The 24,970-nt window shown below is 68.3% G+C and carries 18 protein-coding genes and 1 tRNA gene; 12 read left to right on the top strand and 7 right to left on the bottom strand.

The window, feature by feature from the left end; genetic code table 11:
* Window positions 1-120: 120 nt before the first annotated feature.
* The 5 genes from map to dapE are packed head-to-tail and all read left to right on the top strand — an operon-like array spanning window position 121 to window position 5,941.
* Window positions 121-897 (top strand): type I methionyl aminopeptidase, encoded by a 777-nt coding sequence (map, locus tag DX912_RS02340; RefSeq protein WP_115841038.1) that lies wholly within the window; start codon window positions 121-123, stop codon window positions 895-897.
* Entirely contained in the window at window positions 894-3,527 is a 2,634-nt protein-coding gene (glnD, locus tag DX912_RS02335; protein ID WP_115840821.1) for a [protein-PII] uridylyltransferase, read from the top strand. The genes map and glnD overlap by 4 nt, the downstream gene beginning before the upstream one ends.
* A complete protein-coding gene (gene dapD / locus DX912_RS02330) occupies window positions 3,528-4,427 on the top strand; it encodes a 2,3,4,5-tetrahydropyridine-2,6-dicarboxylate N-succinyltransferase (protein ID WP_115840820.1) in 900 nt (299 codons plus the stop codon).
* 4 nt (window positions 4,428-4,431) lie between these two features.
* Window positions 4,432-4,797, top strand: a complete 366-nt coding sequence (locus DX912_RS02325) for a Spx/MgsR family RNA polymerase-binding regulatory protein (RefSeq protein WP_115840819.1) — start codon at window positions 4,432-4,434, stop codon at window positions 4,795-4,797.
* Between the two features lie 7 nt (window positions 4,798-4,804).
* Window positions 4,805-5,941, top strand: a complete 1,137-nt coding sequence (gene dapE / locus DX912_RS02320; protein ID WP_115841037.1) for a succinyl-diaminopimelate desuccinylase — start codon at window positions 4,805-4,807, stop codon at window positions 5,939-5,941.
* A 276-nt stretch (window positions 5,942-6,217) separates the two neighbouring features.
* Here the strand turns inward: dapE and DX912_RS02315 are convergent, their stop codons facing one another.
* Window positions 6,218-8,566: a penicillin acylase family protein gene (locus tag DX912_RS02315; protein WP_115840818.1), complete on the bottom strand. Its 2,349-nt coding sequence runs from the start codon at window positions 8,564-8,566 to the stop codon at window positions 6,218-6,220.
* A gap of 329 nt (window positions 8,567-8,895) precedes the next feature.
* Between DX912_RS02315 and asnB the strand changes: the two genes are divergently transcribed.
* Together asnB and bfr are read left to right on the top strand one after the other, a co-directional pair.
* Window positions 8,896-10,584, top strand: a complete 1,689-nt coding sequence (gene asnB, locus DX912_RS02310) for an asparagine synthase B (protein WP_115840817.1) — start codon at window positions 8,896-8,898, stop codon at window positions 10,582-10,584.
* Between the two features lie 120 nt (window positions 10,585-10,704).
* Window positions 10,705-11,190, top strand: coding sequence for a bacterioferritin (bfr, locus tag DX912_RS02305; RefSeq protein ID WP_115840816.1), 486 nt, complete (start codon window positions 10,705-10,707; stop codon window positions 11,188-11,190).
* A 39-nt stretch (window positions 11,191-11,229) separates the two neighbouring features.
* Here bfr and DX912_RS02300 read toward each other — a convergent pair whose 3' ends face one another.
* The 3 genes from DX912_RS02300 to rnk form a co-directional block, all read right to left on the bottom strand.
* Window positions 11,230-11,889, bottom strand: a complete 660-nt coding sequence (locus tag DX912_RS02300) for a thiopurine S-methyltransferase (RefSeq protein WP_115840815.1) — start codon at window positions 11,887-11,889, stop codon at window positions 11,230-11,232.
* A 95-nt stretch (window positions 11,890-11,984) separates the two neighbouring features.
* Window positions 11,985-14,228: a DNA topoisomerase IV subunit A gene (gene parC / locus DX912_RS02295; RefSeq protein WP_115840814.1), complete on the bottom strand. Its 2,244-nt coding sequence runs from the start codon at window positions 14,226-14,228 to the stop codon at window positions 11,985-11,987.
* Window positions 14,229-14,317: 89 nt separating this feature from the next.
* Complete coding sequence (rnk, locus tag DX912_RS02290; RefSeq protein WP_115840813.1) at window positions 14,318-14,731, bottom strand: nucleoside diphosphate kinase regulator; 414 nt, start codon at window positions 14,729-14,731, stop codon at window positions 14,318-14,320.
* Window positions 14,732-14,981: 250 nt separating this feature from the next.
* On the opposite strand from rnk, the gene DX912_RS02285 reads away from it, so the two are divergent.
* The 5 genes from DX912_RS02285 (at window position 14,982) to sugE (ending at window position 22,348) form a co-directional block, all read left to right on the top strand.
* A tRNA-Leu gene (locus tag DX912_RS02285) sits at window positions 14,982-15,066 on the top strand.
* Between the two features lie 256 nt (window positions 15,067-15,322).
* Window positions 15,323-17,806 carry a ribonuclease R gene (gene rnr / locus DX912_RS02280; protein ID WP_115841036.1) on the top strand — a complete coding sequence of 828 codons (2,484 nt, stop codon included), beginning with the start codon at window positions 15,323-15,325 and terminating at the stop codon, window positions 17,804-17,806.
* Between the two features lie 222 nt (window positions 17,807-18,028).
* Window positions 18,029-18,775, top strand: a complete 747-nt coding sequence (gene rlmB, locus DX912_RS02275) for a 23S rRNA (guanosine(2251)-2'-O)-methyltransferase RlmB (protein ID WP_115840812.1) — start codon at window positions 18,029-18,031, stop codon at window positions 18,773-18,775.
* A 136-nt stretch (window positions 18,776-18,911) separates the two neighbouring features.
* Window positions 18,912-21,863, top strand: coding sequence for a ligand-binding sensor domain-containing diguanylate cyclase (locus tag DX912_RS02270; protein ID WP_181902673.1), 2,952 nt, complete (start codon window positions 18,912-18,914; stop codon window positions 21,861-21,863).
* A 167-nt stretch (window positions 21,864-22,030) separates the two neighbouring features.
* Window positions 22,031-22,348 carry a quaternary ammonium compound efflux SMR transporter SugE gene (gene sugE, locus DX912_RS02265; protein ID WP_115840810.1) on the top strand — a complete coding sequence of 106 codons (318 nt, stop codon included), beginning with the start codon at window positions 22,031-22,033 and terminating at the stop codon, window positions 22,346-22,348.
* Between the two features lie 36 nt (window positions 22,349-22,384).
* On the opposite strand, the gene DX912_RS02260 is transcribed toward sugE, so the two are convergent.
* From DX912_RS02260 to rnt, 3 genes are all read right to left on the bottom strand, one after another.
* Window positions 22,385-23,434, bottom strand: coding sequence for a lipid A deacylase LpxR family protein (locus tag DX912_RS02260; protein ID WP_115840809.1), 1,050 nt, complete (start codon window positions 23,432-23,434; stop codon window positions 22,385-22,387).
* Between the two features lie 297 nt (window positions 23,435-23,731).
* Window positions 23,732-24,286 (bottom strand): sugar O-acetyltransferase, encoded by a 555-nt coding sequence (locus tag DX912_RS02255; protein WP_115841035.1) that lies wholly within the window; start codon window positions 24,284-24,286, stop codon window positions 23,732-23,734.
* Window positions 24,287-24,303: 17 nt separating this feature from the next.
* A complete protein-coding gene (gene rnt / locus DX912_RS02250) occupies window positions 24,304-24,948 on the bottom strand; it encodes a ribonuclease T (RefSeq protein WP_115840808.1) in 645 nt (214 codons plus the stop codon).
* Window positions 24,949-24,970 lie beyond the last annotated feature (22 nt).

The raw sequence follows: 24,970 nt of genomic DNA, 5'->3' as shown, positions 1-24,970 counted from the left end.
CGTCAGGATCGGCGCAAGGCCGGTCGCTGAGCCGCGGAAGTGTAGCCGCAACAGGCTGTTACGGCAACTTCGGGCAACCCGGAGAGCCTGAACGGACTGCGGATGGGCCATAATGGCGCCATGCCCATCACCATCAAGACCCCCGAAGAGATCGAGAAGATGCGCGTCGCCGGCCGCCTGGCCGCCGAGGTGCTCCAGGTCGTCGCGCCGCACGTAAAGGCGGGCGTGACCACCGAGGAACTGGACCGCATCTGCCACGATCACATCGTCAACGTGCAGAAGGCGATCCCGGCCAACGTCGGCTACAAGGGATTCCCCAAGACCGTCTGCACCTCGGTCAACAACGTCATCTGCCACGGCATCCCCAGCGACGCCAAGGTCCTGAAGGACGGCGACATCGTCAATATCGACGTCACCGTCATCAAGGACGGCTGGCACGGCGACACCAGCCGGATGTACGTCGTCGGCAGTCCGTCGGTCATGGCCCGGCGCCTGGTCGACGTGACCCGCGAGGCGATGTTCCGCGGCATCCGCACCGTCAAGCCCGGCGCGACCCTGGGCGACATCGGCGCGGCGATCCAGCAGTACGCCGAATCCGAGCGGTTCAGCGTCGTGCGCGAGTACTGCGGCCACGGCATTGGCAAGATCTACCACGAGGATCCGCAGGTCCTGCATTACGGCCGCAATGGCGAAGGCCTGGTGCTGAAGCCCGGCATGACCTTCACCATCGAGCCGATGATCAACGAGGGCACGCGCTACACCAAGCTGCTGCCCGACGGCTGGACCGTGGTGACCAAGGACCGCAAGTTGTCCGCGCAGTGGGAGCACACCGTCGCCGTGACCGAGGACGGTGTGGAAATCCTCACCCGCGTGCCGGGTGACGACAACGATCTATGAGCGAGCCTTCCGCCGTCGATGAACCCTCGGCGGCGCAGGGCAGTGCCGATCCGGCCGCGTCCATCCGCGCGGCCATCGCCACGGTAGACGCCGGCCTCGCCAAGGCCTTCGACGCCGACCCGAACGCCGACATCGACCGCCTGCTCGCCGCGCGCGCGGGTGCGATGGACGCGCAGGTGCGCGCGGCGTGGAATGCATGCATTCCCGCCGACGCGCCGCTGGCGCTGTTCGCCATCGGCGGCTACGGCCGGGCCGAACTGTTCCCGCAATCCGACGTCGACCTGCTGGTGCTGGCCGAACCGGACGCACAGGTCGCGCATGCCGACGCGTTGTCGCGCTTCGTCGCGCTGCTGTGGGACGGCGGCGTGCCAGTCGGCCACGCCGTGCGCTCGCCCGCGCAGTGCACCGAGGCGGCGGTCGATATCACCGTGCTTACCTCGATGCTGGAAGCACGCCCGCTGATCGCGCAGGTCGAACACCTGCATGCGTTGCAGGCGGCCATCGCGCCCAGCCTCGTCTGGCCGGCACGCGAGTTCTTCGCCGCCAAGCGCGAGGAACTGCGCCTGCGCCACGCGCGCTACGAAGACACCGCCGACAACCTCGAGCCCAACCTGAAGGAAGGCCCGGGCGGCCTGCGCGACGTGCAGACGCTGCGCTGGATGGCGCTGCGCATCGTCGGCACGGGCGACCTTGAATCGCTGGTGGCCATCGGCCAGTTCGGCGCGGACGAACTGTCCACGCTCGAACGCGAACGTCGCGCGCTCTCGCGCCTGCGCTTCGGCCTGCACCTGGTGGCCGGCAAGCGCGAGGAACGCCTGCGTTTCGATTACCAGAAGGTGCTCGCGCAGCGGCTGGGCCATGTCGACAACGCCGACAACCTTGCCGTCGAGCAGATGATGCAGGGCTTCTACCGCAGCGCCGCGCTGGTGCTGCGCATCGGTGAGCGCCTGCTGCAGCGGTTCGAGGAGCAGATCGAAGGCGAAAGCACGCCGATCGAGATCGACCACGCCTTCGAACTTCGCCGCGATTACCTCTGCGCGCGCGATCCGCACTGGCCGCGCGATGCCTACGACGTGTTCGCGCTGTTCGCCGTGTGGGCCTCGCACGATGCGGTACGCGGTCTGCATTCGCGAACGGCGCGCGCGTTGGCCGAATCGCTGTCGCGCGTGCCGGCGTTCCAGCAGGCCGAGCCCGCACTGCGCGAGCGTTTCATCGCGCTGCTGCGCGGCCCGCATCCGGTGCACGCGCTCGAGCGCATGGCACGCCTGGGCGTGCTCGGACGCTGGATTCCCGCGTTCGCGAAAGTCTCCGGCCGCATGCAGTTCGACCTGTTCCACGTATTCACGGTCGACCAGCACACGCTCGCCGTGCTGCGAAATCTCGCGCGTTTCGCGTCGGGCATCGCGGATGAGCGCTTCAGCATCGCGCACGAAGTCTGGCCGCGCCTGCGCAAGCCGGAACTGCTGCTGCTCGCCGGCCTGTTCCACGACATCGGCAAGGGCCGCGGCGGCGATCATTCCGAACTCGGTGCGGAGGATGCGCGCATCTTCTGCAGCACCATGGGCCTGTCGCAGGCCGACGGCGCGCTGGTCGAATGGCTCGTACGCCAGCATCTGCTGATGTCGGTGACCGCGCAGAAGCAGGACATCGCCGACCCCGACGTGATCCACCGCTTCGCCGGCAAGGTCGCCGACCGCGAACGCCTAGATCATCTGTACCTGCTGACGTGCGCCGACATCGCCGGCACGTCGCCGAAGCTGTGGAACGCGTGGAAGGACCGGCTGCTGGCCGACCTGTACACCGCCACACGCCTGGCGTTGCGTCGCGGACTCGAACACCCGGTCGCGGGCGACGAACGTGCGAACGAAACGCGTGATGCCGCGCGGGCGATGCTCGCGACGATGGGCGTTCGCGACGAGGAAGTCGACGCGCTGTACGCGCGCATGCCGGACATCGGCTTCCAGCGCGGCCGCCCCGACCAGATCGCGTGGCAGGCGGCGTCGCTGCGCGGCGTCGAAATCGGCGAGACGCGCGTGCGTGCGCGTGCGCTCGGCGAACACGCCGGTGCGCTGGAAGTCTTCGTGCACTCGCCCGACCGCGATGGCCTGTTCGCCGCGATCGTCGCCACGCTCGACCGCCTCGGCCTCGCGATCCAGCAGGCGCGCGTGCTCGATGGGCCCAACGGCATGGTGTTCGACAGCTTCGAAGTCGTGCCGATCGACCCGCGTTGCCCGCCGACGACGGACGAGGTCGAGGAGCGCCTCGGCACGGCGCTCGACGGCGACCTCGACCGCATCAGGCCCGCGCGTCGCGCGCAGCCGCGCCATCTGAAGCACTTCCGCATCGCGCCGCAGATCGGCTTCGACACGCTCGAAGGCGAGCAGGGCACGCGCACGATGCTGAGCCTGGTGTGCACCGACCGTCCGGGACTGCTCGCCGACGTGACGCACGCGATCCGCAGCCAGGGGCTGCGCGTGCACGATGCGCGCATCGCGACCTTCGGCGAGCGCGCCGAGGACGTGTTCCAGATCACCCATCCCCATCACGACGGGCGCGACGGCGCGCTCGACGAAACGCAACGGCAGGCGCTACGCCAGGCCTTGCTCGCCTGCCTCGAAGGAGACTGTTGAATGGCTGTGCAGAAGAAGACCGTCCGCAAGACCGCGCGCAAGAAGAAGGTGGTGCCGGCCGCGCCGGGCGTGGACGAGCTGAAGTTCATGATCGACAGCGCGTTCGAGCGCCGTGCGATGCTGACGCTGGACGAGATCGAAGGCTCGACGCGCCCGACGGTCGAACGCGTGATTTCGGGCCTGGAAACCGGCGAGTTCCGCGTCGCCGAGCCCGACGGCAAGGGTGGCTGGACCGTCAACGAGTGGCTGAAGAAGGCCGTGCTGCTGTACTTCCGCGTGAACGACATGCAGGTCGTCGATGGCGCGCCCGCGCCGTTCTGGGACAAGGTGCCGGCACGTTTCGAAGGCTTCGGCGAATCGGACTTCCGAAAGCTTGGCGCGCGCGTCGTGCCGGGCGCGATCGCGCGTCGCGGCGCGCACATCGGCAAGGACGTCGTGCTGATGCCGAGCTTCGTCAACATCGGCGCGCACGTCGGCGAAGGCACGATGGTCGATACCTGGGCGACGGTCGGTTCGTGCGCGCAGGTCGGCAAGCATTGCCATCTCTCCGGCGGCGCGGGCATCGGCGGCGTGCTGGAACCGCTGCAGGCCAGCCCGACGATCATCGAGGACCACTGCTTCATCGGCGCGCGTTCGGAAGTGGTGGAAGGCGTCGTCGTCGGCCACCACAGCGTGATCGGCATGGGCGTGTTCCTCGGCCAGAGCACGCGCATCTACAACCGCGCGACGGGCGAGGTTTCCTACGGCTACGTGCCGCCCTACAGCGTGGTCGTTTCCGGCCAGCTGCCGGCGAAGGACGGCTCGCATTCGCTGTATTGCGCGGTGATCGTGAAGCAGGTCGACGCGAAGACGCGCAGCAAGACGAGCATCAACGACCTGTTGCGCGGGCTGGCGGAGTAACGCCTTGACCACGCTCTACGGGCTCAACAACTGCGACACCTGCAAGAAGGCGCGCAAGTGGCTGGAACGCTTCGGCGTCGCGTATTCCTTCGTCGATTACCGCGACCAGCGCCAGGCGCCGGACACGCTGGTGGAGTGGAAGGACAAGCTCGGCGGCTGGGACGCGATGATCAACAAGTCGTCCACCACGTGGCGCACGCTGCCCGACAACCGCAGGACGCCGGGTTCGGACGCGGAATGGAAGCTGCTGCTGAAGGAATACCCGCAGCTGATCCGCCGCCCGCTGGTGGTCGCCGACGACGGCACCATCGCGCAGGGCTTCAGCGACAACGGGTTCAAGAAGCGCTTCGGAGTGGGTTCGCTTGGCTGATCTCGACGTGACCGAAGAAGGCGTCCTCGCGCTCACCTGCGACCTGATCGCGCGCGCTTCGGTGACGCCGGGCGATGCCGGCTGCCAGGCGCTCATCGCGCGTCGACTGAGCGCGGCCGGTTTCCGCTGCGAATCGCTGCGATTCGGCGATGTCGACAACCTGTGGGCGGTGCATGGTACCGACGGCCCGACGCTGGTTTTGCTCGGCCACACCGACGTCGTGCCGCCGGGCCCGCGCGAATCGTGGTGCAGCGATCCGTTCGCGCCCGAGATCCGCGACGGCGTGCTCTACGGACGCGGTGCGGCGGACATGAAGGGCAGCGTGGCGGCATTCGTCGTCGCGCTGGAGGATTTCGTCGCGGCGCATCCGGATCATTCCGGCCGCGTCGCGCTGCTGCTCACGTCCGACGAGGAAGGCGACGCCGTCGATGGCGTGCGTCAGGTCGCGGAGACCTTCCGCAAGCGCGGCGAACGCATCGACTGGTGCGTCACCGGCGAGCCCTCGTCGATGAAGACGCTGGGCGACCTCCTGCGAGTCGGGCGTCGCGGCACGCTGTCGGCGACGCTCAACGTGATCGGCGTGCAGGGGCACGTGGCGTACCCGGACAAGGCGCGCAACCCGATCCACCAGGCGATGCCGGCGCTGGCCGAACTCGCCGCGCGCCGCTGGGACGATGGCTTCGAAACTTTCCCGCCGACGAGCCTGCAGATCAGCAACATCCATTCGGGCACGGGTGCGAACAACGTGATCCCCGGCGAATTGCAGGCGCTGTTCAACCTGCGCTTCAACCCGAACTGGCGCGCCGAGCAGCTCGAACGCGAATGCGAGGACGTGCTGCGCCGCCACGGGCTGGAATACACGATCCGCTGGCATCGCGGCGGCGAACCGTTCTACACGCCGGAAGGCCCGCTCCGCGCTGCGGCGCGTTCGGTGCTGGGTCGCTATTGCGGCGGCGCGCCGGAGGAAAGCACCGGCGGCGGCACGTCGGACGCGCGCTTCATCGCGCCGCTGGGTGCGCAGTGCATCGAGATCGGGCCGGTGAATGCGAGCATCCACAAGGTCGACGAGAACGTATCCGTCGCCGACCTGCAGCGTCTGCCGGGGCTGTATCGCGAACTGATCGAGCGGATGCTGCTGGACTGACCGGGCGTGTCGGCGGTTAGCCCCTCTCCCATCGGGAGAGGGGTTGGGGTGAGGGGTAACGAAGGGGACGCATCGACTTGCCGGTAGGGCACCGCGCTGCGGTGTTGCTGACGTATCAACAAAGATCAAAGTGGATTCCAGCGTTCGCTGGAATGACGATGGTGTGGTTCACGGATGAGGCAGTGCCCGCGTGTGGTGGGGCTGGGTCCCGGCGTTCGCCGGGATGACGTTTCCTTCAGTGAGACGTCGACCACCAGCCTCGGATTCCGCCGAGGGTTACCGTTTCCCCGGCACCAACGTCATCGAATACTTCGCCTCGCCCGGCAGGAACGGTGTCGCGCGGCCGTGCACCCAGTCGTCGTGGCCCTTGCCCCAGAACGGCGACATCGGATGGCCGCTCTGGCCGCCGGGCATGTGGATGATGCCGTCGGCCTCGTGCCCCGGCGAGACGACCATGCGCTCTGACGCGCCGAAATCCGGGCCCTGCACGCGCGGCATGCCGCTGTCGCCGGGGAGCTCGTCGGCCGGCATGCACAACTGCGGCTTCAGGAAACCAGGCAGGGCGCGCGACAGCGGATGGCAGATGCGCGCCGTGTTGCGCTCGCCCCACGTGCGCTGCGCGATGGGGCCGTCCTTCGCCAGCTCGTCGCGCACTTCGCGCGCGGCGTCCTCGAACAACGCGTCCCACGACGCGAAGCGCCGCGGCAGCAGGTTCGCCGGACGCTGCGTGACGAGCGGCCATGCAACGCCTTCGAAGTGCGACAGGTTCGGCATCTCGAACGACTCGCCCAGCGCGGCGTGCGCCGGTGCGGTGAGGCCATCGAGCAGCCGGTCGTGCACGGCCAGTCGCCACGCGCGCACGACGCGATAGCTCGTCGAATCCGTGCTCGCGCGGCCCTGCCAGGTGGATGCGGCGCCGGCGAGTTCGTGCAGCGCGGGCGTCTTCGCCGCGCCATCGCGTTCGCGCAGCAGCGTCCACCAGCGTTGCAGGAACAACGCGCGATCGTCGAGCTGGATCGCAAGCAGGTCGCGTTCGGCGAAGCGGTCCTTCGCGAACAGGTCGTCGCGTATCTGCTTCGCGCGTGCGCCGTTGGCGTAGCCGCCATCGCCGACGCGCGCCAGCAGCGCGCCATCGACCACGCGCGAGTTCGCCGTCCACAGGCGTTGCACCGTGCCGATCGGCAGTGCCGTGCCGTGTGCGGTGGTGATCGGCCACGGCGCACAGGCGTCGGGTTCGATGACCTGCGTCGCATCGCAACCGGCGCCGCGCAGCGGCATCGGCCCGAGCAGGCGCCAGGTGATGCGGCCCTGCGAATCACCGATGGCGAGGTTCTGCGCGGGAATCGCCGTGCGGTCGGCCGCTGCCAGCGCGTCGTCCAGCGACCGCGCATGCAGGAAATCCGCAAGGCCGAGGTTCATCGAGCCGGGCTGGTGCGCGATCCAGCGCAGTGCGAGCGCGCTTCCGTCGGCTTCGCGATGGAGGATTGGGCCCCACGCGGTTTCATCTACCGGGAATTCGACGTCGTCGCTGCCGGCGACGCGAATGGTCTCGACGGTGCGCGTCGCGCCGGCGCACGCGTCCTTGGTGCAATCGGTCACGCGCTTCCAGTCGAGCCAGTCGCCATAGCTGTTGGTGAAGCCCCACGCGACGTGGCCGTTGCTGCCGACCACCAGCGCCGGCAGGCCGGGCAGGGTGAAGCCATTCGCGTCGACGCGGCCGCCTTCGGCGCGTGCGTCGGGGTAGCGCAGTCGCGCACGGAACCAGATGTTCGGCGCGCGCAGGCCCAGGTGCATGTCGTCGGCGACGATCGCGCGACCGTCGGCGGTGAGCTGGCCCGAGACGGCGAAGTTGTTGCTGCCGACGTCGGAACGCTCGGGCACGTCGGCCGGGCGCGGGCCTTCCTGCATCGGCAGCGAGCGCAGGTCGACGGTCGCGGCATCGGGCAGCGTCGCATCGCCACGCGGGCGTCCGGCAACCGGCGCGTCCCAGCTCGAGCCGTCGTGCGCGAGCAGCGCGTACAGCGCCGGCGGAAGGTGCGGGCGCAGGCGCCACATCGCCAGTTCGCGCTCGTTCTGCGCGTCCTGCAGGTCGAAGTACATCGCGTAGCCGGTGAGCGCCGAATCGGCGAGCGTCCACGGTTCGGGTTCGGCGCGCAGCAGCAGGTACGGCCACGGACGCACTTTCAGCGCGGTGCGTCCGGCGTTCACGCCGTCGACGTAGGCCTGCGCCATGTCGCGCTTGTCGCCGAGGATCGCGTCCATGTGCTGCGTCACGCGCGCGCGCATGCGATGCACGCGATGTTGCTTGTCCACGCCGATCGCGACCGGGCCGAAGAGCGCTGCCAGTTCGCCCGCGGCCGTGCGGCGCAACAGGTCCATTTCGAAATAGCGTTCCTGCGCGTGGACGTAGCCGAGCGCGCGCATCGCGTCGTTCTCGTTGGCGGCATCGACCGTTACCACGCCGTTGGCGTCGCGCTGCACCGTGACTGATGCCGACAGGCCGGGCAGGGCGAGTTCGCCGTCCAGGCGCGGCAGGCTGCCGCGCATCAGCCACCAGCCGAGCAGCGCCGCGGCCAGCAGCACCAGCACCAGCGCGACGAGCACGCGTCGGATCCACTTCCTCATGGGCCTGTCGCCTTTGAATTCCCCGGGGCGAGCTTATCCGATGAACGGCGGCGTCGGCGTGCGCCCGCCCCCTTGCAAGCGGCGCTCGCGTCCAGCAGGATCGGGCCATGTCTTCCGTCCAGGCCACCGCCTACATCGCCATCGCCGCCCTGCGCGGCGGCGCGCCCATGTCCGGCCTGAACAATAACAACCGCAATAACGCCAGCCTCCCGCGGGCCGGTGATTAGCGCGTTGCAACCGCACTAAGCACCCACGAAGCCCGCGCCGAAAAGCGCGGGTTTTTTGTTTCTGGCCCTTCGACATCCCTCCGCCCTCAAGGAAATCCCGCGATGTGTTCGATCCTCGGAATCTTCGGCCTCCAACCCGGCGACGACGTGCAGGCCCTGCGCCGGCGCGCGCTGGAACTCTCGCAACGCCAGCGCCATCGCGGCCCGGACTGGAGCGGCGTGCATCTGGACGACGGCGCGATCCTCGTCCACGAGCGCTTGGCCATCGTGGATCCGGCGGGCGGTTCGCAGCCGCTGCGCTCGGCCGATGGCGAGCTCGCGCTGGCCGTCAACGGCGAGATCTACAACCATCGCGAACTGGAGCAGTCGCTCGCGACGGGCTACGCGTTCCAGACCGGCTCGGACTGCGAGGTCATCAACGCGCTGTATCGCGAGCGCGATGACGTCGCGCAGTGGCTCAACGCGCTCAACGGCATCTTCGCGTTCGCGTTGTGGGACAGGGCGAAGGATCGCTTCGTCATCGCGCGCGACGCCATCGGCGTGTGCCCGCTGTATTGGGGGCACGATCGCGACGGCCGCCTGTGCGTTGCATCGGAGATGAAGGCGCTGGCCGATACGTGTGCCGACGTCGCGCAGTTCCCGCCGGGTCATTGCTACGACAGCGAAGTCGGCGAACTGGTGCGCTGGTACGAGCGTCCATGGCGCGAGCACGCCGCGACGCACGGTGTCGAGGTCTCGAAGAAGGAATTGCGCGAAGCCTTCGAACGCGCTGTGCATCGCCAGCTGATGAGCGACGTGCCGTACGGCGTGCTGCTGTCGGGTGGGCTGGATTCCTCGCTCGTGGCCGCGGTCGCCGCGCGGTTCGCGCGCAAGCGCATCGAGGACAACGATGCGACGGAGGCCTGGTGGCCGCGACTGCATTCCTTTGCGATCGGACTCGAAGGTTCCCCCGATCTCGCGGCTGCGGAAGTCGCGGCGAAGGCGCTCGGCACCGTGCACCACGGCTTCACCTACAGCTTCGAGGAAGGCCTCGACGCGCTGCCGGAAGTGATCCGCCACATCGAAACCTACGACGTCACGACGATCCGCGCGTCCACGCCGATGTTCCTGCTCGCGCGCCGCATCAAGGCGATGGGCGTGAAGATGGTGCTGTCGGGCGAGGGCAGCGACGAAGTGTTCGGCGGCTACCTGTATTTCCACAAGGCGCCGGATGCGCGCGAATTCCACGCCGAAACCGTGCGCAAGCTCGACGCGCTGTACAACTACGATTGCCTGCGCGCGAACAAGTCGATGATGGCGTGGGGCGTGGAGCCGCGCGTGCCGTTCCTCGACGTGGAGTTCCTCGACGTCGCGATGCGCATGGATGCCTCGCACAAGATGGTCAAGCCGGGGCCGAGCGGACGGCCGATCGAGAAGGCGATCCTCCGCGAGGCGTTCGAGGGTTACCTGCCCGACGAAATCCTGTGGCGGCAGAAGGAGCAGTTCAGCGACGGCGTCGGCTACGGGTGGATCGACGGCCTGAAGGCGCATGCGGAAGCGCAGGTCAGCGATCGCGTGTTTGCCGCCGCGGCCAGCCGCTTCCCGGTGAACCCGCCGCAGACGAAGGAGGCGTACCTGTACCGCCACATCTTCGAGCAGTTCTTCCCGGGCGTGGCCTGCGCGCAGACGGTGCCGGGCGGCAAATCGATCGCCTGTTCGTCGCCGGTGGCGATCGCGTGGGATGCGGCGTTCGCGAAGATGGCCGACCCGTCAGGCCGCGCGGTGGCGGGGGTGCACGAAGCGGCGTTGTGAAACCTCTGTCGCGACGAGTCGTGAATTCGGCTCGTCGCGAAAGTCAATGCGACTGATTCTGATTAGAACGCGGGCCGCTGCGATCGGGCACCCTATGCGCCTGGCAAGGAGGTTTCCCCCATGAAAGGCCATCCCGACGTCGTCGACTACCTCAAGGTGCTGCTGCGTGGCGAACTCGCCGCGCGCGACCAGTACTTCATCCATTCCCGTCGCTACGAGGACATGGGGCTGATGTCGCTCTACGAGCGCATCAACCACGAGATGCAGGAAGAGACCGAGCACGCCGATGCGCTGCTGCGTCGCATCCTGTTCCTGGAAGGCGATCCGGACATGCGGCCCGACGAGTTCATCGCCGGCTACACGGTCGAGGAAATGCTGCAGCGTGACCTCGAGGTCGAATACCGCGTGCGCGCGGCGCTGGCCGAGGGCATGGCGCTGTGCGAACGCGTTGGCGACTTCGTGAGTCGCGAGATCCTCCGCGTGCAACTGCAGGACACCGAGGAAGACCACGCGCACTGGCTCGAGCAGCAGCTTGGCCTGATCAAGCGCCTGGGCATCCAGAACTACCTGACGGCGCGCCTGGCGCAGAAGCCGTCGCAGGAATGAGGTTTTCGGGCCGGCGCGATGCCGGCCCGTCGCGTTGCGTCACTCGCGACGCAACAGGCGGTACACGACCGTGTCGAGCGCCGTGACGCCTTCGTCGATGAAGCGCTGTTGCGTCGACAGGATGTCGCGCCGCTCCAGCGTCTCCACGTGCCAGTCACGCGCATAAAGCGCGTGCACTTCGTCCTCGACCACGCTGAAGGGCGGGCCGGCCTTCTCGTGCTGCGGGTATTCCAGCGAGATCAACAGGCCGCGGCAGTGCGACGGAAGCCGCGCGTACAGCTCATGCACGTAACGCTGGCGAAGGTCCGCCGGCAGCGCGATCAAGGCCGCGCGGTCGAACACCGCGCCGCAGCCGGCCAGCGCCGCGTCGTCCAGGCCGAAGGCGTCGCCGCAGATCAGTTCGATGTCGCCGGCGCGGTAATGCGTGCCGTACTTCGATTCGCTCACTTCGGGCGTCACGCCGTGGCCTTCGAAGAACGCTTCGATGGCGATGCGCGACAACTCCACGCCCAGCACGCGGTAGCCCTGCGCGGCGAACCACGCCATGTCCAACGTCTTGCCCGCCAGCGGCACGAACACGCGCGTGCCGGGTGCGACGCCGAGCGACGGCCAATGCTTGAGCAGCAGCGGCGTCGGGGTGTCCTGATGGAAGCCGATCTGGTTGTCGGCCCAGCGCTGGTGCCAGAAGTCGTGGTGCATCGTTCGTCCTTGCGTTGTTGATCCGATGACACTGCCGCCGTCATCCCGGCGTTCGCCGGGATGACGCTTCGGAAGCGGTGACTTCGGCTGCGGCCTTACTCGACGCCCAACCCCTCGACCTTCTGCCACCCGCGCGGCAGCAGCCCGCCGCGAGTCGCGCGTGCACCGAGGTAGGTGTCCAGGTCCTTGAACGACAGCGACATCGTGCGCGCGCCGGACTTCACGACGAGCGTGCCGCCCGGCGCGACGACCGCGACGGCGACCACGCGTTCGGTGCCGAGCTTCGCCTTCGGAATGTCGATGAGCTTGTTGCCCTTGCCCTTGTCGAGTTCCGGCAGCTCGCCGACCGGGAACGCCAGCAGGTGGCCGACGTTGGTGACCACGGCGATGCGGTCCTGTTCGACGCTGCTTACCGGCGCCGGCTGCACGACCTTCGCGCCCGGCGTGAGCGAAAGCATCGCCTTGCCCGCCTTGTTGCGGCCGGTGAGGTTTTCGAAGCGGGTGACGAAACCGTAGCCGTGGCTCGACGCCAGCACGAAGCGGGTGTCGTTGTCGCCGCTGGCAAGCGCCTGGAACGACGCGCCCGGCGCGGGCGAGAAGCGACCCGTCAGCGGTTCGCCGTTGCCGCGCGCGGATGGCAGCGAATGCACGACGGTCGAATACGCGCGGCCGGTCGAATCGAGGAATGCAACCTGCTGCGTGCTGCGGCTCTTCGCCGAGGCCAGCAGTTCGTCGCCTTCGCGGTAGCTCAGCGAGGCGGCGTCGACGTCGTGGCCCTTCGCCGCGCGCACCCAGCCTTTCTCGCTGAGGACGACGGTCATCGGCTCGCTGGCGACCAGCTCGGTCTCGCTCAGCGCCTGCGCGGCACCGCGCGCGACCAGCGGCGAACGGCGTGCATCGCCGAACTTCTTCGCATCGGCGAGCAGTTCGTCCTTCACCAGCTTCTTCAGTTTCGCGCGGCTTTCCAGCGTGGCGATGATGCGCTCGCGCTCGGCCTTCAGCTCGTCTTCCTCGCCGCGGATTTTCATCTCTTCCAGGCGCGCCAGCTGGCGCAGCCTGGTTTCGAGGATGTAGTCGGTCTGCTCCTCGCTGAGCTTGAAGCGCTTCATCAGGACGGGCTTGGGCTCGTCCTCGGTGCGGATGATACGGATCACTTCGTCCAGGTTGAGGAACGCGACCAGCAAACCTTCCAACAGGTGCAGGCGGCGCTCGACCTTGTCGAGGCGGTGCTTGAGGCGGCGCGTCACCGTTTCGGTGCGGAACGCCAGCCATTCGGTCAGCAGCGCCTTCAGGCCCTTGACCTGCGGGCGGCCGTCGCGACCGATGATGTTGAAGTTGACGCGGAAGCTCTTTTCCAGGTCCGTCGTCGCGAACAGGTGGCCCATCAGCTGTTCGGCGTCGACGCGATTGCTGCGCGGCACGAGCACGATGCGCGTCGGGTTCGCATGGTCGGACTCGTCGCGGATGTCTTCCAGCCACGGCAGCTTCTTCGCGCGCATCTGCGTGGCGATCTGCTCGATCACCTTGCCGGGCGAGGTCTGGTAAGGCAGGGCGGTGATGACGAGGTTCGCGCCATCCTTCACATACACGGCGCGGGCGCGGACGCTGCCCAGGCCCGTCTCGTACATCTGCTGCAGGTCGGCCGCAGGCGTGATGATCTCCGCGGCGGTCGGGTAGTCCGGGCCGCGCACGTGCTCGCACAGGTCGCGCGTGGTGGCGTCGGGATCGTCGAGCAGGCGCACGCAGGCGCTGACGACTTCGTTGAGGTTGTGCGGCGGCACGTCGGTGGCCATGCCGACCGCGATGCCGGTGGTGCCGTTGAGCAGCAGGTGCGGCAGGCGCGCCGGCATCCACGAGGGCTCTTCCAGCGTGCCGTCGAAGTTGGGCGTCCAGTCGACCGTGCCCTGGCCGAGTTCGCCCAGCAGCACCTCGGCGATCGGCGTCAGCTTGGCTTCGGTGTAACGCATGGCGGCGAACGACTTGGGGTCGTCGGTCGAACCGAAGTTGCCCTGACCTTCGACCAGCGGATAGCGGTACGAGAACGGCTGGGCCATCAGCACCATCGCCTCATAGCAGGCGCTGTCGCCGTGCGGATGGTACTTGCCGATGACGTCGCCGACGGTGCGTGCGGACTTCTTCGGCTTGGAGGCCGCGTTCAGTCCCAGCTCGCTCATCGAATAAATGATGCGGCGCTGCACCGGCTTGAGCCCGTCGCCGAGGAACGGGAGGGCGCGGTCGAGCACCACGTACATCGAGTAATCGAGGTAGGCGCGCTCGGCGTATTCGCGCAGCGGGATCTGCTCGAAGCCGTGGAAAGCCGGTCGGACGGTGTCGTTCATTTAGACGATGCGGGCCTGGGTGTGTCGGGATGCGTCGATTTTAACGGCGCGTGCAAGCGGTGCGCGGCGCAAGCGGCGCGCCGCACGGTTCAGCGATGCAGCTCGCCGGCGGCTTCGGGCTGGTAGCGGATCGAAAGCACGCGCAGGCGGATCGTGCGGCCGCCAGGCAGGGGCCATTCGATGGCGTCGCCCACGTGCAGGCCGAGCAGGGCGCTGCCGACCGGCGCCAGGATCGACACCTTCTCGGCGCTGCCGTCGGCGTCGCGTGGGAACACCAGCGTCATCTCGCGCTCCTCGCCGCTGTTCTCGTCGAGGAAGCGGGCGGTCGAGTTCATCGTGATGACGTCCGGCGGCATTTGCGCGGGCTCGACGATCGTCGCGCGCTCGAGTTCGGCTTCGAGCGCGGTGGTATCGATGTTCTGCGCGGCGGGCGATTCGAGCAGCGACTCGATGCGTTCCACGTCCAGGCGCGACATCAGCAGCGGGGGATTGGGTTCGGACATTTCAAATCTCCAAAGCAATACGGGCGCCGCACCGGGTGCGCCGCCCGCAGAGGAAAATGTCCGGCGACCATAGCCCCGAGCGGTCCGGGCTTTCAAGCCGACAATGCCGGATCGGCGGGTTCGGACAGGTTCCAACGGGGGGCGCCGGGCGGGGCAGGATCGAAAGTGAAAATTTTCGTGACGAGGCGTTGACAAGGCGGCCATCGCACCGCAACATACGCGGCCTCGCTCGGCGAAACACCGACGCGATGCCCAGGTGGCGGAATTGGTAGACGCACTAGTTTCAGGTACTAGCGGGTAAAACCGTGGAGGTTCGAGTCCTCTCCTGGGCACCACATGATTCACGCTGAATGGCCTCCGGGCCCGGCACACGAAACCCGCGCACTGCGCGGGTTTTTTGTTTTCCGCGCCTGCTGGAGCGAAACGAACTGGTTCGCCATGGCCGTCGCGACGCACGACCGTTATGCGCAACGTGAAGTGCGCGTGCAGCGATCGCATTCGTCCACGACGCAAACCCACGATTTTGGGGCTTGTTGAAGTCGCAAACCCGCCAAGACGCCGCATTCATGCGGATGTGCGACCATGCGCGGCATGAAGAAAAAAGCCTCCGGCTCATCGAAATCCGGCTCGAAATCGGGCTCTCCCAAGTCAGGCTCCCGTAGCGGGAAGAACGCGTCCGGCAAGCCCGGCGCAGGCAAGGCCAAGTCGGCGAAGTCCGGCAAGTTCGCCGGCGCTTCCGGCGGCGGTCGCAAGGCGCCACCGGCGCGGCCGGGCTGGATGCCCGAACCGCTTCCTCCGGCGCATCGCGGTCGCGGCGGTGCCGGTTCGGGTTTCCACGATCCGTACGCTGCACGCGAAGCCGCGCGCTACGAGCAGCCCATTGCCAGTCGCGAAATGATCCTGCAATTGCTCGCGCAGGCCGACGGCCCGCTGTCCGCCGACGAGATCGCGCAGCGCCTGTCGCTGACTGAAGAGAGCCGCTTCGACGCGCTGGGCAAGCGCCTGGCCGCGATGGTGCGCGACGGGCAACTGCTGCGAAACCGCATGGGCGAATTCCTGCCGGCGCAGCAGCTGGACCTGATTCCCGGCGTCGTCATCGCCAATCCCGACGGATTCGGTTTCCTGCGCCCCGAGTCGGGCGGTGGCGACGATCTCTTCCTGCCGCCGATGGAAATGCGTAAGGCCATGCACGGCGACCGCGTTCTCGCGCGCGTCACCGGCGTGGATCGTCGCGGCCGTCGCGAAGGCGCGATCCTGCGCGTGCTCGAACGCCGCCTCAACCGGCTGATCGGCCGCTTCTGCCTGGAAGCCGGCATCAGCTACGTCGTGCCCGATGACCGCCGCATCCAGCGCAACGTGCAGGTGCCGCCGGACGAGCGCATGAACGCGCAGAACGGCCAGCTGGTCGTGGTCGAACTGATCGAGTCGCCCGACGAACACGGCCCGCAGCGCACGCCGATCGGGCGCGTGCTCGCGGTGCTGGGCGATCGCCTCACCGCGTCGCTCGCCGTGCAGGCGGCGATCCACGGGCACGAGATCCCGCACGAATTCCCGCAGGCCGTGCTCGACGAAGCCTCCCACGTGCCGCTCACCGTGCCCGAAGAAATCGCCGCACAGCGCGTGGACCTGCGCGAACTGCCGCTGGTGACCATCGACGGCGAGGACGCGAAGGACTTCGACGATGCGGTGTATTGCGAACCCAACCGCAACGGCTTCCGCCTGGTCGTCGCCATCGCCGATGTCTCGCATTACGTGCGCCCCGGCACGCCGCTCGACGACGAAGCGCAGAAGCGCGCCACGTCGGTGTATTTCCCCGGGTTCGTCGTGCCGATGCTGCCGGAGACGCTGTCCAACGGCATCTGTTCGCTCAATCCGAAGGTCGACCGCCTGTGCTTCGTCTGCGACATGCAGATCGATCGCGAAGGCGAGGTCACCCGATCGAAGTTCTTTGAGGCGGTGATGAACTCGCACGCGCGCCTGACCTACACGCAGGTGTGGAACGCCGTCGGCGAGGACGTGCGCGAGGAAGACAGGCAGGACGCCATCGAGCGCATCGGCTCGCTGCTGCCCAACGTGCAGCGCCTGCACCAGCTGTACCAGATCCTCGCCAAGGCCCGCGAACGCCGCGGCGCGATCGAGTTCGAATCCAGCGAAGTGCGCTTCGTGCTCGGTCCGAAGGGCGAGGTCGTGCAGGCAGGCATGCTCCAGCGCAACGACGCGCACAAGCTGATCGAGGAATGCATGATCGCCGCGAACGTGGAGGCGGCGAAGTACCTGATGGCCAGCCACGTGCCGTCGCCGTTCCGCATCCACGAGCGCCCGCCGGAGCAGAAGTACGCCGACCTGCTGGAGTTCCTGAAGGAGTTCAAGCTGCGCATGCCGCCGTGGAACCGCGTCGAACCGCGCGATTTCACCGCGCTGCTGAAGAAGATCCGCGAGCGTCCCGATGCCGCGCTGATCGAATCAGTGCTGCTGCGCAGCCAGTCGCTGGCGGTGTATTCGCCGGAGAACGTCGGCCATTTCGGCCTGGCGCTGGAGGCGTACACGCACTTCACCTCGCCGATCCGCCGCTATCCCGACCTGCTGGTGCATCGCGCGATCAAGTACGCGCTCACCGGCGGCAAGCCGGAAAAGTACCGCTATTCGCCCAGTGAAATGGCGGCGCTCACGCTGCAGTGTTCCGAGCGCGAACGTCGCGCCGACGAAGCCGAGCGCGAAGTCGACGAGCGTTACCGCGCCGCGTGGATGGAGCAGCACGTCGGCGGCGAATTCGATGGCGTCATCAGCGGCGTCACCAGCTTCGGGCTCTTCGTCGAGCTGGTGGAATCGAAGGTCACCGGCATGGTCCACGTCACGCAGCTGCCGCACGACTATTACCAGTTCGATCCGATCCGCAAGACGTTGTCGGGCGAACGCGCGGGACGGCAGTTCCGTCTCGGCGACCGCGTGCGCATCGTGGTGATGAAGGCGAGCGTCGAGGACCGGAAAATCGACTTCAAGCTCGTCGAGGACCGCGGCGTGAAGCCGCTGCCTCCGCGTGGGCTGCCGGCGAAGCGGGTGAAGCAGAAGTACTGACGCCTGCTTTTGCAGCCCGGGTGAGCGAAGGGCACCCGGGCTGCCGCTGAAAGGCAACAGCCCCTCGCATGGCCCCGCGCCCTGCGCCTTGCCTGATCGGGCGAAACCCGTTCAGAAAGGGCCGATCCGCGACCTGCCGCACAAAACACTGGACCTGTGCCCGCGCGCGCACGACGATAACGGCTTTCGGGCGCCTATTGCGCCCCGTTCCCTGGAATTCCCATGAGCCAGAAACAATGGATCGCCGGCATCAACGCCGTGTCGGCGGCGCTCGAACACGATGCCGAACACGTGCGCGAGGTGCTGATCGAGGCCGGCGCGAAGAACCCGCGCATCACCGAGATCGAGAGCAATGCGCGCCGCCTCGACATCGACGTGCGCCGCGTGGCGACGCAGGCGCTGGACGGCGTGGTCGGCAACCTGCGCCACCAGGGCGTGGTCGCGCGCTATGCGGCGGCGAAGACGTGGAACGAGAACGAGCTGGAAAGCCTCGTCGAAGGTGCCGAAGGCCGCGCACTGCTGTTGATCCTCGACGGCGTGCAGGACCCGCACAACCTCGGCGCATGCCTGCGCAGCGCGGCCGCGGCCGGCGCGACGGCGGTGATCATCCCGAAGGACAAGTCGGTGCAGGTCAATGCGACCGTCCGCAAGACCTCCGCCGGTGCGGCCGACAGCGTCGCCGTCATTCCGGTGACCAACCTGGCCCGCACGATGCGCGATCTGCAGAAGCTCGGCGTGTGGCTCTACGGCCTGGCCGGCGAAGCGGACACCTCGCTGTATGCGCTGGACCTGAAGGGGAACGTCGGGCTGGTGCTCGGCGGCGAGGCCGACGGCCTTCGCCGCCTCACGCGCGAGAACTGCGACCAACTGGTGCGCATTCCGATGCCCGGCGGCGACAGCGTCGAAAGCCTCAACGTGTCGGTGGCCGCCGGCGTGACGCTGTTCGAAGCGGTGCGCCAGCGGGGTTGAGCGTGGGCGAACGGGGCCGATAACGCCTGCGGGTACTGGATTCGGGGTCGCGATGGGGGCTACGCAAACACGGGGAGGGCGCCGCGGTTGGCGGCGATGGCTCGCCTTTTGCGCGTCGTGGCTCCCGGCCGTGGCGATGGCGTTCGCGTCGCCGTCGCCGGGCACGTCCTCGGCACTCGGACCACCGCCGCTGCGCGATTACGTGGTCGATGCATGGACCACGCGCAACGGCCTGCCGCACAACTCGCTGCGCGACATCGCGCAGACACCCGAAGGGCACCTGTGGTTCGCCACCTGGGAAGGCGCGGTCCGCTACAACGGCATCGATTTCACCGTGATCGGTCGCGGCACCACGCCGGCCCTTCGCGACAACGGCATCGGTGCGCTGTACGTCGACCCGGCGGGCCGGCTGTGGCTCAGCGACTCGCGCGGCAACCTCGGGCGACTGCAGCCCGACGGCCAGTGGCGTTTCTGGGAACGCACCGCCGACTGGCCGCAGGCGCTCATCCACGACATGGCGATGGACGATCGCGGCCGCCTGTGGCTGCTGTTCGAGAACCACGGCATGGGGCGCCTGGATCGCGACGATCGGTTCGAATACTTTCCGCCGCCGGCGGGGATTCCGCTGCCCGCGAGCTTCCCGCGCGTCGCCATCGATGCCGAGGAACGCATCTGGGTCGGCACGATGGACGGGCTGGTGATCCGCCAGCCAGACGGCCGCTGGGAGCGCGCACCGGCCCGCTGGAAGCTGCCGCCGGGGCTGGCCTGGCCGTATCGCGCCGCCGACGGCTCCATGTGGCTGGTGGCAGGTGACGGCGTCTACCGGCTGCTCGGCAAGGACGTGGCGCTGGTGAAGCAGGTGCCGGGCCTCGGTCATTTCACCGCGATGCTGCGCGACCGCAACGGCGACCTGTGGCTGGGCACCGAGAACCATGGCCTGGTGCGCATCGGCTCGCACGGCGTGGAGCGGCTGCCGGCCGGCGACGTGCTGCCGAACGGCCGCATCGCCAGCCTGCTGGAAGACGCCGAAGGCAACATCTGGATCGGCGCGAACGGCGGCCTGTTCCGCCTGCGCGAAACGCTCTTCAGCGCGATCACGCGACGTGGCGGCGTGTCGGGCGAATACGTCCGCGCGATCCTGGAAGACCGCGACGGCGACCTGTGGATCGGCGGCGGTGGCGGCCTCGACCGGTTGGGCGCCGACGGCCGCATCCACCACGTCGATATCGTCCATGCGGAAAGCGGCAGCGACGCCCCGTCAGTGCTGAGCATCGCGCAGGGCGCCGATGGCGACCTGTGGGTCGGCACCTATGCCGATGGCGTGTACCGCATGCGCGACGGCCGCCTGCAGCGTCGTTACGCGCAGGGCGAAGGCGTGCCGAGCGGGCACGTCCGCGCGATCGCCGTCGACGACGCGGGCGGGGTGTGGGCGGGCACACGACGCGGCGTGGTGAAGCTGGACGCGGACGGCGCGCACGCGCCCACGGCGGCGGGCCTGCCGCAGGGCCTCATCACGTCGCTGGCGAGCATCGACGGCGCGCTGTGGATCGGCTCGGTCGAAGGCGCGCACGTGCTGCGCGGCGACAAGGTCGAGCGCATCGACCTCAGCGCCAGCGGGGCGCGTTCGGTGTTCGGCTTCCGCAGCGTCCACGGCGACGTGTGGATCGCGACCGACCGCGGCCTGTACCGCTATCGCGACGGTCGGCTCGCGCGCGTCGGACTCGAACAGGGCCTGCCGGTCGACGCGGTATTCCAGTTCGTGCCCGATCGCGTCGGCAACGTCTGGGTGACCAGCAACCGCGGCGTGCTGCGCATCCGCAAGGACGCGCTCGATACCGCGGCCGACGGCAGCGCCACGCCGCTGCCAAACGAGCGCTACACCGAAGCCGACGGCCTGCCGAGCGCGCAGGCCAACGGCAGTTCGTCGCCGTCGGCGATCCTGCGTCGCGACGGGAGCGTGTGGATCGCCACCGCCGCGGGCGTTGCATCGGTGGATCCCGTGCGGCTGCAACGCTATGTCGATCGCCGCCCGCCGCCGACGGTGATCGAGCGCGTTGCACTCGACGGCCGCGACGTGCCGTTCGATTCGCGCGCCTCGCTCCCGGGCGGCAAGCGCATCGGCGTGTCGTACGTCGGCCTCAGTTACGTGATTTCCGATCGCATCCGCTATCGCACGCGGTTGATCGGCCTCGACCACGACTGGGTCGAACGCGATCGCCAGCGCACCGTCGAATACATGGGCCTGCCGCCGGGCGATTACGTGCTGCAGGTCGCCGCCGCGCATCCGGGCGGCCCATGGACCACCGACACGGCGACGTGGTCGTTCACGATCAAGCCGATGTGGTGGCAGCGTACCGACACGCGTGCCGCCGCCGCGTTGCTGTTGCTGCTGGTCCTGTGGGCGCTGTATCGCTACCTCGTGCATCGCTATCGCACCAAGAACGTTCGCCTCGCGCGGCTGGTCAACGAGCGCACGCGCGATCTGCAGGCCCAGGCCGAGCGCCTGCTCGCGGCCGATCGCGAGCGCGCGCAACTGCTCGAACGCGTGCGCAGGCAGGCCGTCGCGTACGAGCGACAGGCGCGCGAGGACGCACTCACCGGCCTGCCGAACCGCCGCCGTTTCGACGAGATCCTCAAGCGCGACATGGCCGTGGCGCAGCGCGCTGGCCATCCGTTGTGCCTGGCGTTGATCGACCTGGATCACTTCAAGCGCATCAACGACACGCACTCGCACGCCGTCGGCGACGCCGTGCTCCGCGAGGCGGCGCTGGTGTTCGCGGCCGGCAGCCGCGCGGCGGACCTGCTCGCACGGCTGGGCGGCGAGGAGTTCGCGCTGCTGTTGCCGGATACCTCGCTGGAGGAGGCGATCGCCATCTGCGAGCGCATGCAGCACGCCTTCGAGACGCACGCGTCGTGGGCGGGCGTCGACGGCCTGCGCGTCACCTTCAGCGTCGGCATCGCGCAGTGCCGCTTCGACGATACGCCCGCCCGCCTGCTCGAACGGGCGGATGCGGCGATGTACCGCGCGAAGAACCAGGGCCGCAACATCATCTGCGTGGACGCCAATCCGCCGGAAGCGCGGCTTTAATCGCGCACGCGCATGCGGCAACGCGCACGTGTAACCCGGCTGTAAACGCGTGCCGCCGCGTGAGGGCCGCGCGCGAAGCCCTGTGGAATAATCCCGATCCAGGAAGCGGGGACGACCCCGCCGCTCCATTCGCACCCGGGGACGGCCCCACCCGACTGGAGACTGTCATGCCCTGGATCATCCTCGTACTCGCCGGCCTGTTCGAAGTGGGCTGGGCGATCGGCCTCAAATACACCGACGGTTTCACGAAGCTTTGGCCGACCGTCGGCACCGTCGCCGCGATGGCGATCAGCCTCGGCCTGCTCGGCATCGCGATGAAGTCGTTGCCGGTGGGCACCGCCTATGCGATCTGGGTGGGTGTCGGCGCCGTCGGCACCGTGATCCTTGGCATCGTGCTGTTCAACGAGCCAGTCAATGCGCTGCGCCTGGTCAGCGTGGGACTGATCGTCGCCGGGCTGGTGGGGTTGAAGCTGGCTTCGCCGTAACCTCATCCCCATATTGCGCGGGGACGACGGCACGGATCAGAACGCCCGGCTGATCGTGAAGCTTCCGAACACCGGGGTTTCCTGTTGCCCGTCGAACTCGCGCGTGCCGTGGTAGCGCGCGAGCGCGAACTTCCACCGATTGAACATCACCGCCACGCCGTAGCCGACATTGGCCACGGCGTGGCGCTTGTCGACGCTGTGGCTGTCGCGGAAGGCGTTGCCGTCCAGCGTGATGTCCCACAGGACCCAGCGCGTGTCCATCGTCAGGAACAGGTGCGCGCCGGGCGTGTACTGGCTTTGCGGTTCGCGCGTCGGCGCGGTGTTCTCGCCGGCCGGACGCAGCGGCGTGCTGCCGAAATCGTCGGGCAGGTTGCGGCCGAAACGCAGCTCCGCACCCGCATTCGCGTACGTGGCGAGGTTGCCGAAGCTGCCGCCGTAGTGCGCGATCGCATCCCAGCCCCAGCCGCGCGCGCCGTCGTTCGGCGAGAACCGGCGCATGCGCTCATGCACGATGCGGAAAACCGGTTCGTTCTCCAACTGGTTGTCCCAGCCGCGGAATTTCTCGCTGCCGGTGATGCCGTGGACGGCGTCCTGTGCTTCCTGGCCCAGCGCCGCGGGGCCGACCACGCCGAACTGCAGCTGCGTCGTGCGCAAGGCATCGCCTTCGCGCGCGTTGTAGCCCAGCCCGACGAGCAGCGCGGCCGCGTACGGGCGGTCGTCCTCGATCAGATCGGCGCGGCTGAAATCGGTCGGCGTGAAAATGCCCTGCGAGAACGTCGCGATCATGTTCTGCTGCTCGAACGTCTCCGGTTGCAGCGCTTCCAGATGGCGATTCACCCAGCGGGCGAGGCGAGGGATGCATGGATCGTCGGTGTAGTCGCGCAGGTTCGGCGACACCAGCGTGAGCTGCACGCCGTTGCTGTAGCCCTGGTCCTGCCCACCGAGCAGGTCGTTGTCGACGCGCAGGTTGACGATCGGCGGCAGCCGGGTGGGGCCGCTGGTGCAATCGGCGCGGCCGCTCGCGTGCGCGGCGCTTGCGAAGGCGGACAGCAGGAAGGCCGGCAACAGCCATCCGGAACGGTTCATGGGGGCATCCAGGCTGGCGACGGCCCGTGCGGTCGTGGACACGCGACAGGCCGTCGGAAAGGAGCGGAAGGATCGCATCGACGCGCGTGTGGCCGCGATGCGCCGGCTGCGATGGAGCATTCCAGCAGCGCTTCTTTAAAACGGTTTTAAGCGCCGATCAGACCGACGCTTGCCGGTGCCGTGCGACAGCGGAAGGAGATTGTCGACATCTGCGCGCACGGCGGGAACACCCCGGCGCGTCCACAGCGCGTTGCATCGAACGGGACAATGCGGCGATCCGGCCGGACCGCGCGGCCGCTATCGGACGGCAGCGCCCTTCGAAACGATGCGCGCCGGATTGCCCGCCACCGTCGCGCCCGCCGGCACGTCGCGCGTGACCACGCTGCCCGCGCCGATCAGCGCGTCGTCGCCGATGGTCACGCCGGGCAGCACGATCGCGCCGCCGCCGATCCACACGTTGCGGCCGATGCGCACGGGCTTGCCGAATTCCCAGCCTTCGCGGCGCTGCGAAGGATCGCGCGGGTGGTCGGCCGTGTAGATCTGCACCGCGGGACCGATCTGCGTGCCGTCGCCGATCTCCACGCGCACCACGTCGAGGATCACGCAGTCGAAATTGAGGAACACGCCGCGGCCCAGATGCACGTTGAAGCCGTAGTCGCAATGGAAGGGCGGTCGGATCTCGCTGCCTTCGCCCGCGGCGCCCAGTCGCTCGGCGAGCAAGGCGTGGCGTTGCGCCGGCGTCATGCCCAGTGCGGCGTTGTAGCGAACGAGCCATTCGCGCGTGGCGGCTTGCGCCGCCTGGATCTCCGCATCGTCGGCGCGGTACAGCTCGCCGGCGAGCATGCGCTGCATCGGCGTGCGCGTGTCGCTCACGGCGCCACCACCGGCGGCACGGGCGAAGGCCACGCGTTGACGATGCGGCAGAACAACTGTGCCGTGCGTTCGGTGTCGTACACGGCCGAATGCTGCTCCTCGCTGTTCCACGACAATCCGGCCGCCTGCACCGCACGCGCGAGCACCGTCTGCCCGTACGCGACGCCGGCCAGGCTCACCGTGTCGAACACGCTGAAGGGATGGAACGGATTGCGCTTGTGGCCGCTGCGCGCGACCGCCGCGTTGAGGAAGTTCAGGTCGAAATGCGCGTTGTGACCGACGAGGATCGCGCGCTGGCAGCCGTGCTTCTTCAGCGCGGCGCGCACTGGCGCAAAGACGGTTTCCAGCGCGACGCGCTCGGTCTTCGCGTCGCGGAACGGATGGTCGATGTCGATGCCGGTGACTTCCAGCGACTTGGGATCGATGTCCAGCCCCGGCGCGGGCACGACGTGGCTGCTGGTGATCTCTCCGACGACCAGCAGCCCGTTCTCGTCCAGGTCGATCGGCGCCACGGCGATCTCGAGCAGCGCATGGCGGTTCCAGTCGAAGCCACCGGTTTCCACGTCCACCACCACCGGCAGGAAGCCGCGGAAACGGGTGCAAAGTCGGGCGGGCGGGGCGGGTGCGTCGGCGTTCTGCATGGCCGAAAGGTTAGCAGACGGG

The sequence above is a fragment of the Lysobacter soli genome (assembly GCF_003382285.1).
Taxonomy (GTDB): domain Bacteria; phylum Pseudomonadota; class Gammaproteobacteria; order Xanthomonadales; family Xanthomonadaceae; genus Lysobacter_J; species Lysobacter_J soli.
The sequence above is the reverse complement of the archived record's forward strand: the minus strand, read 5'-3'. Positions and strand labels throughout refer to the sequence as shown.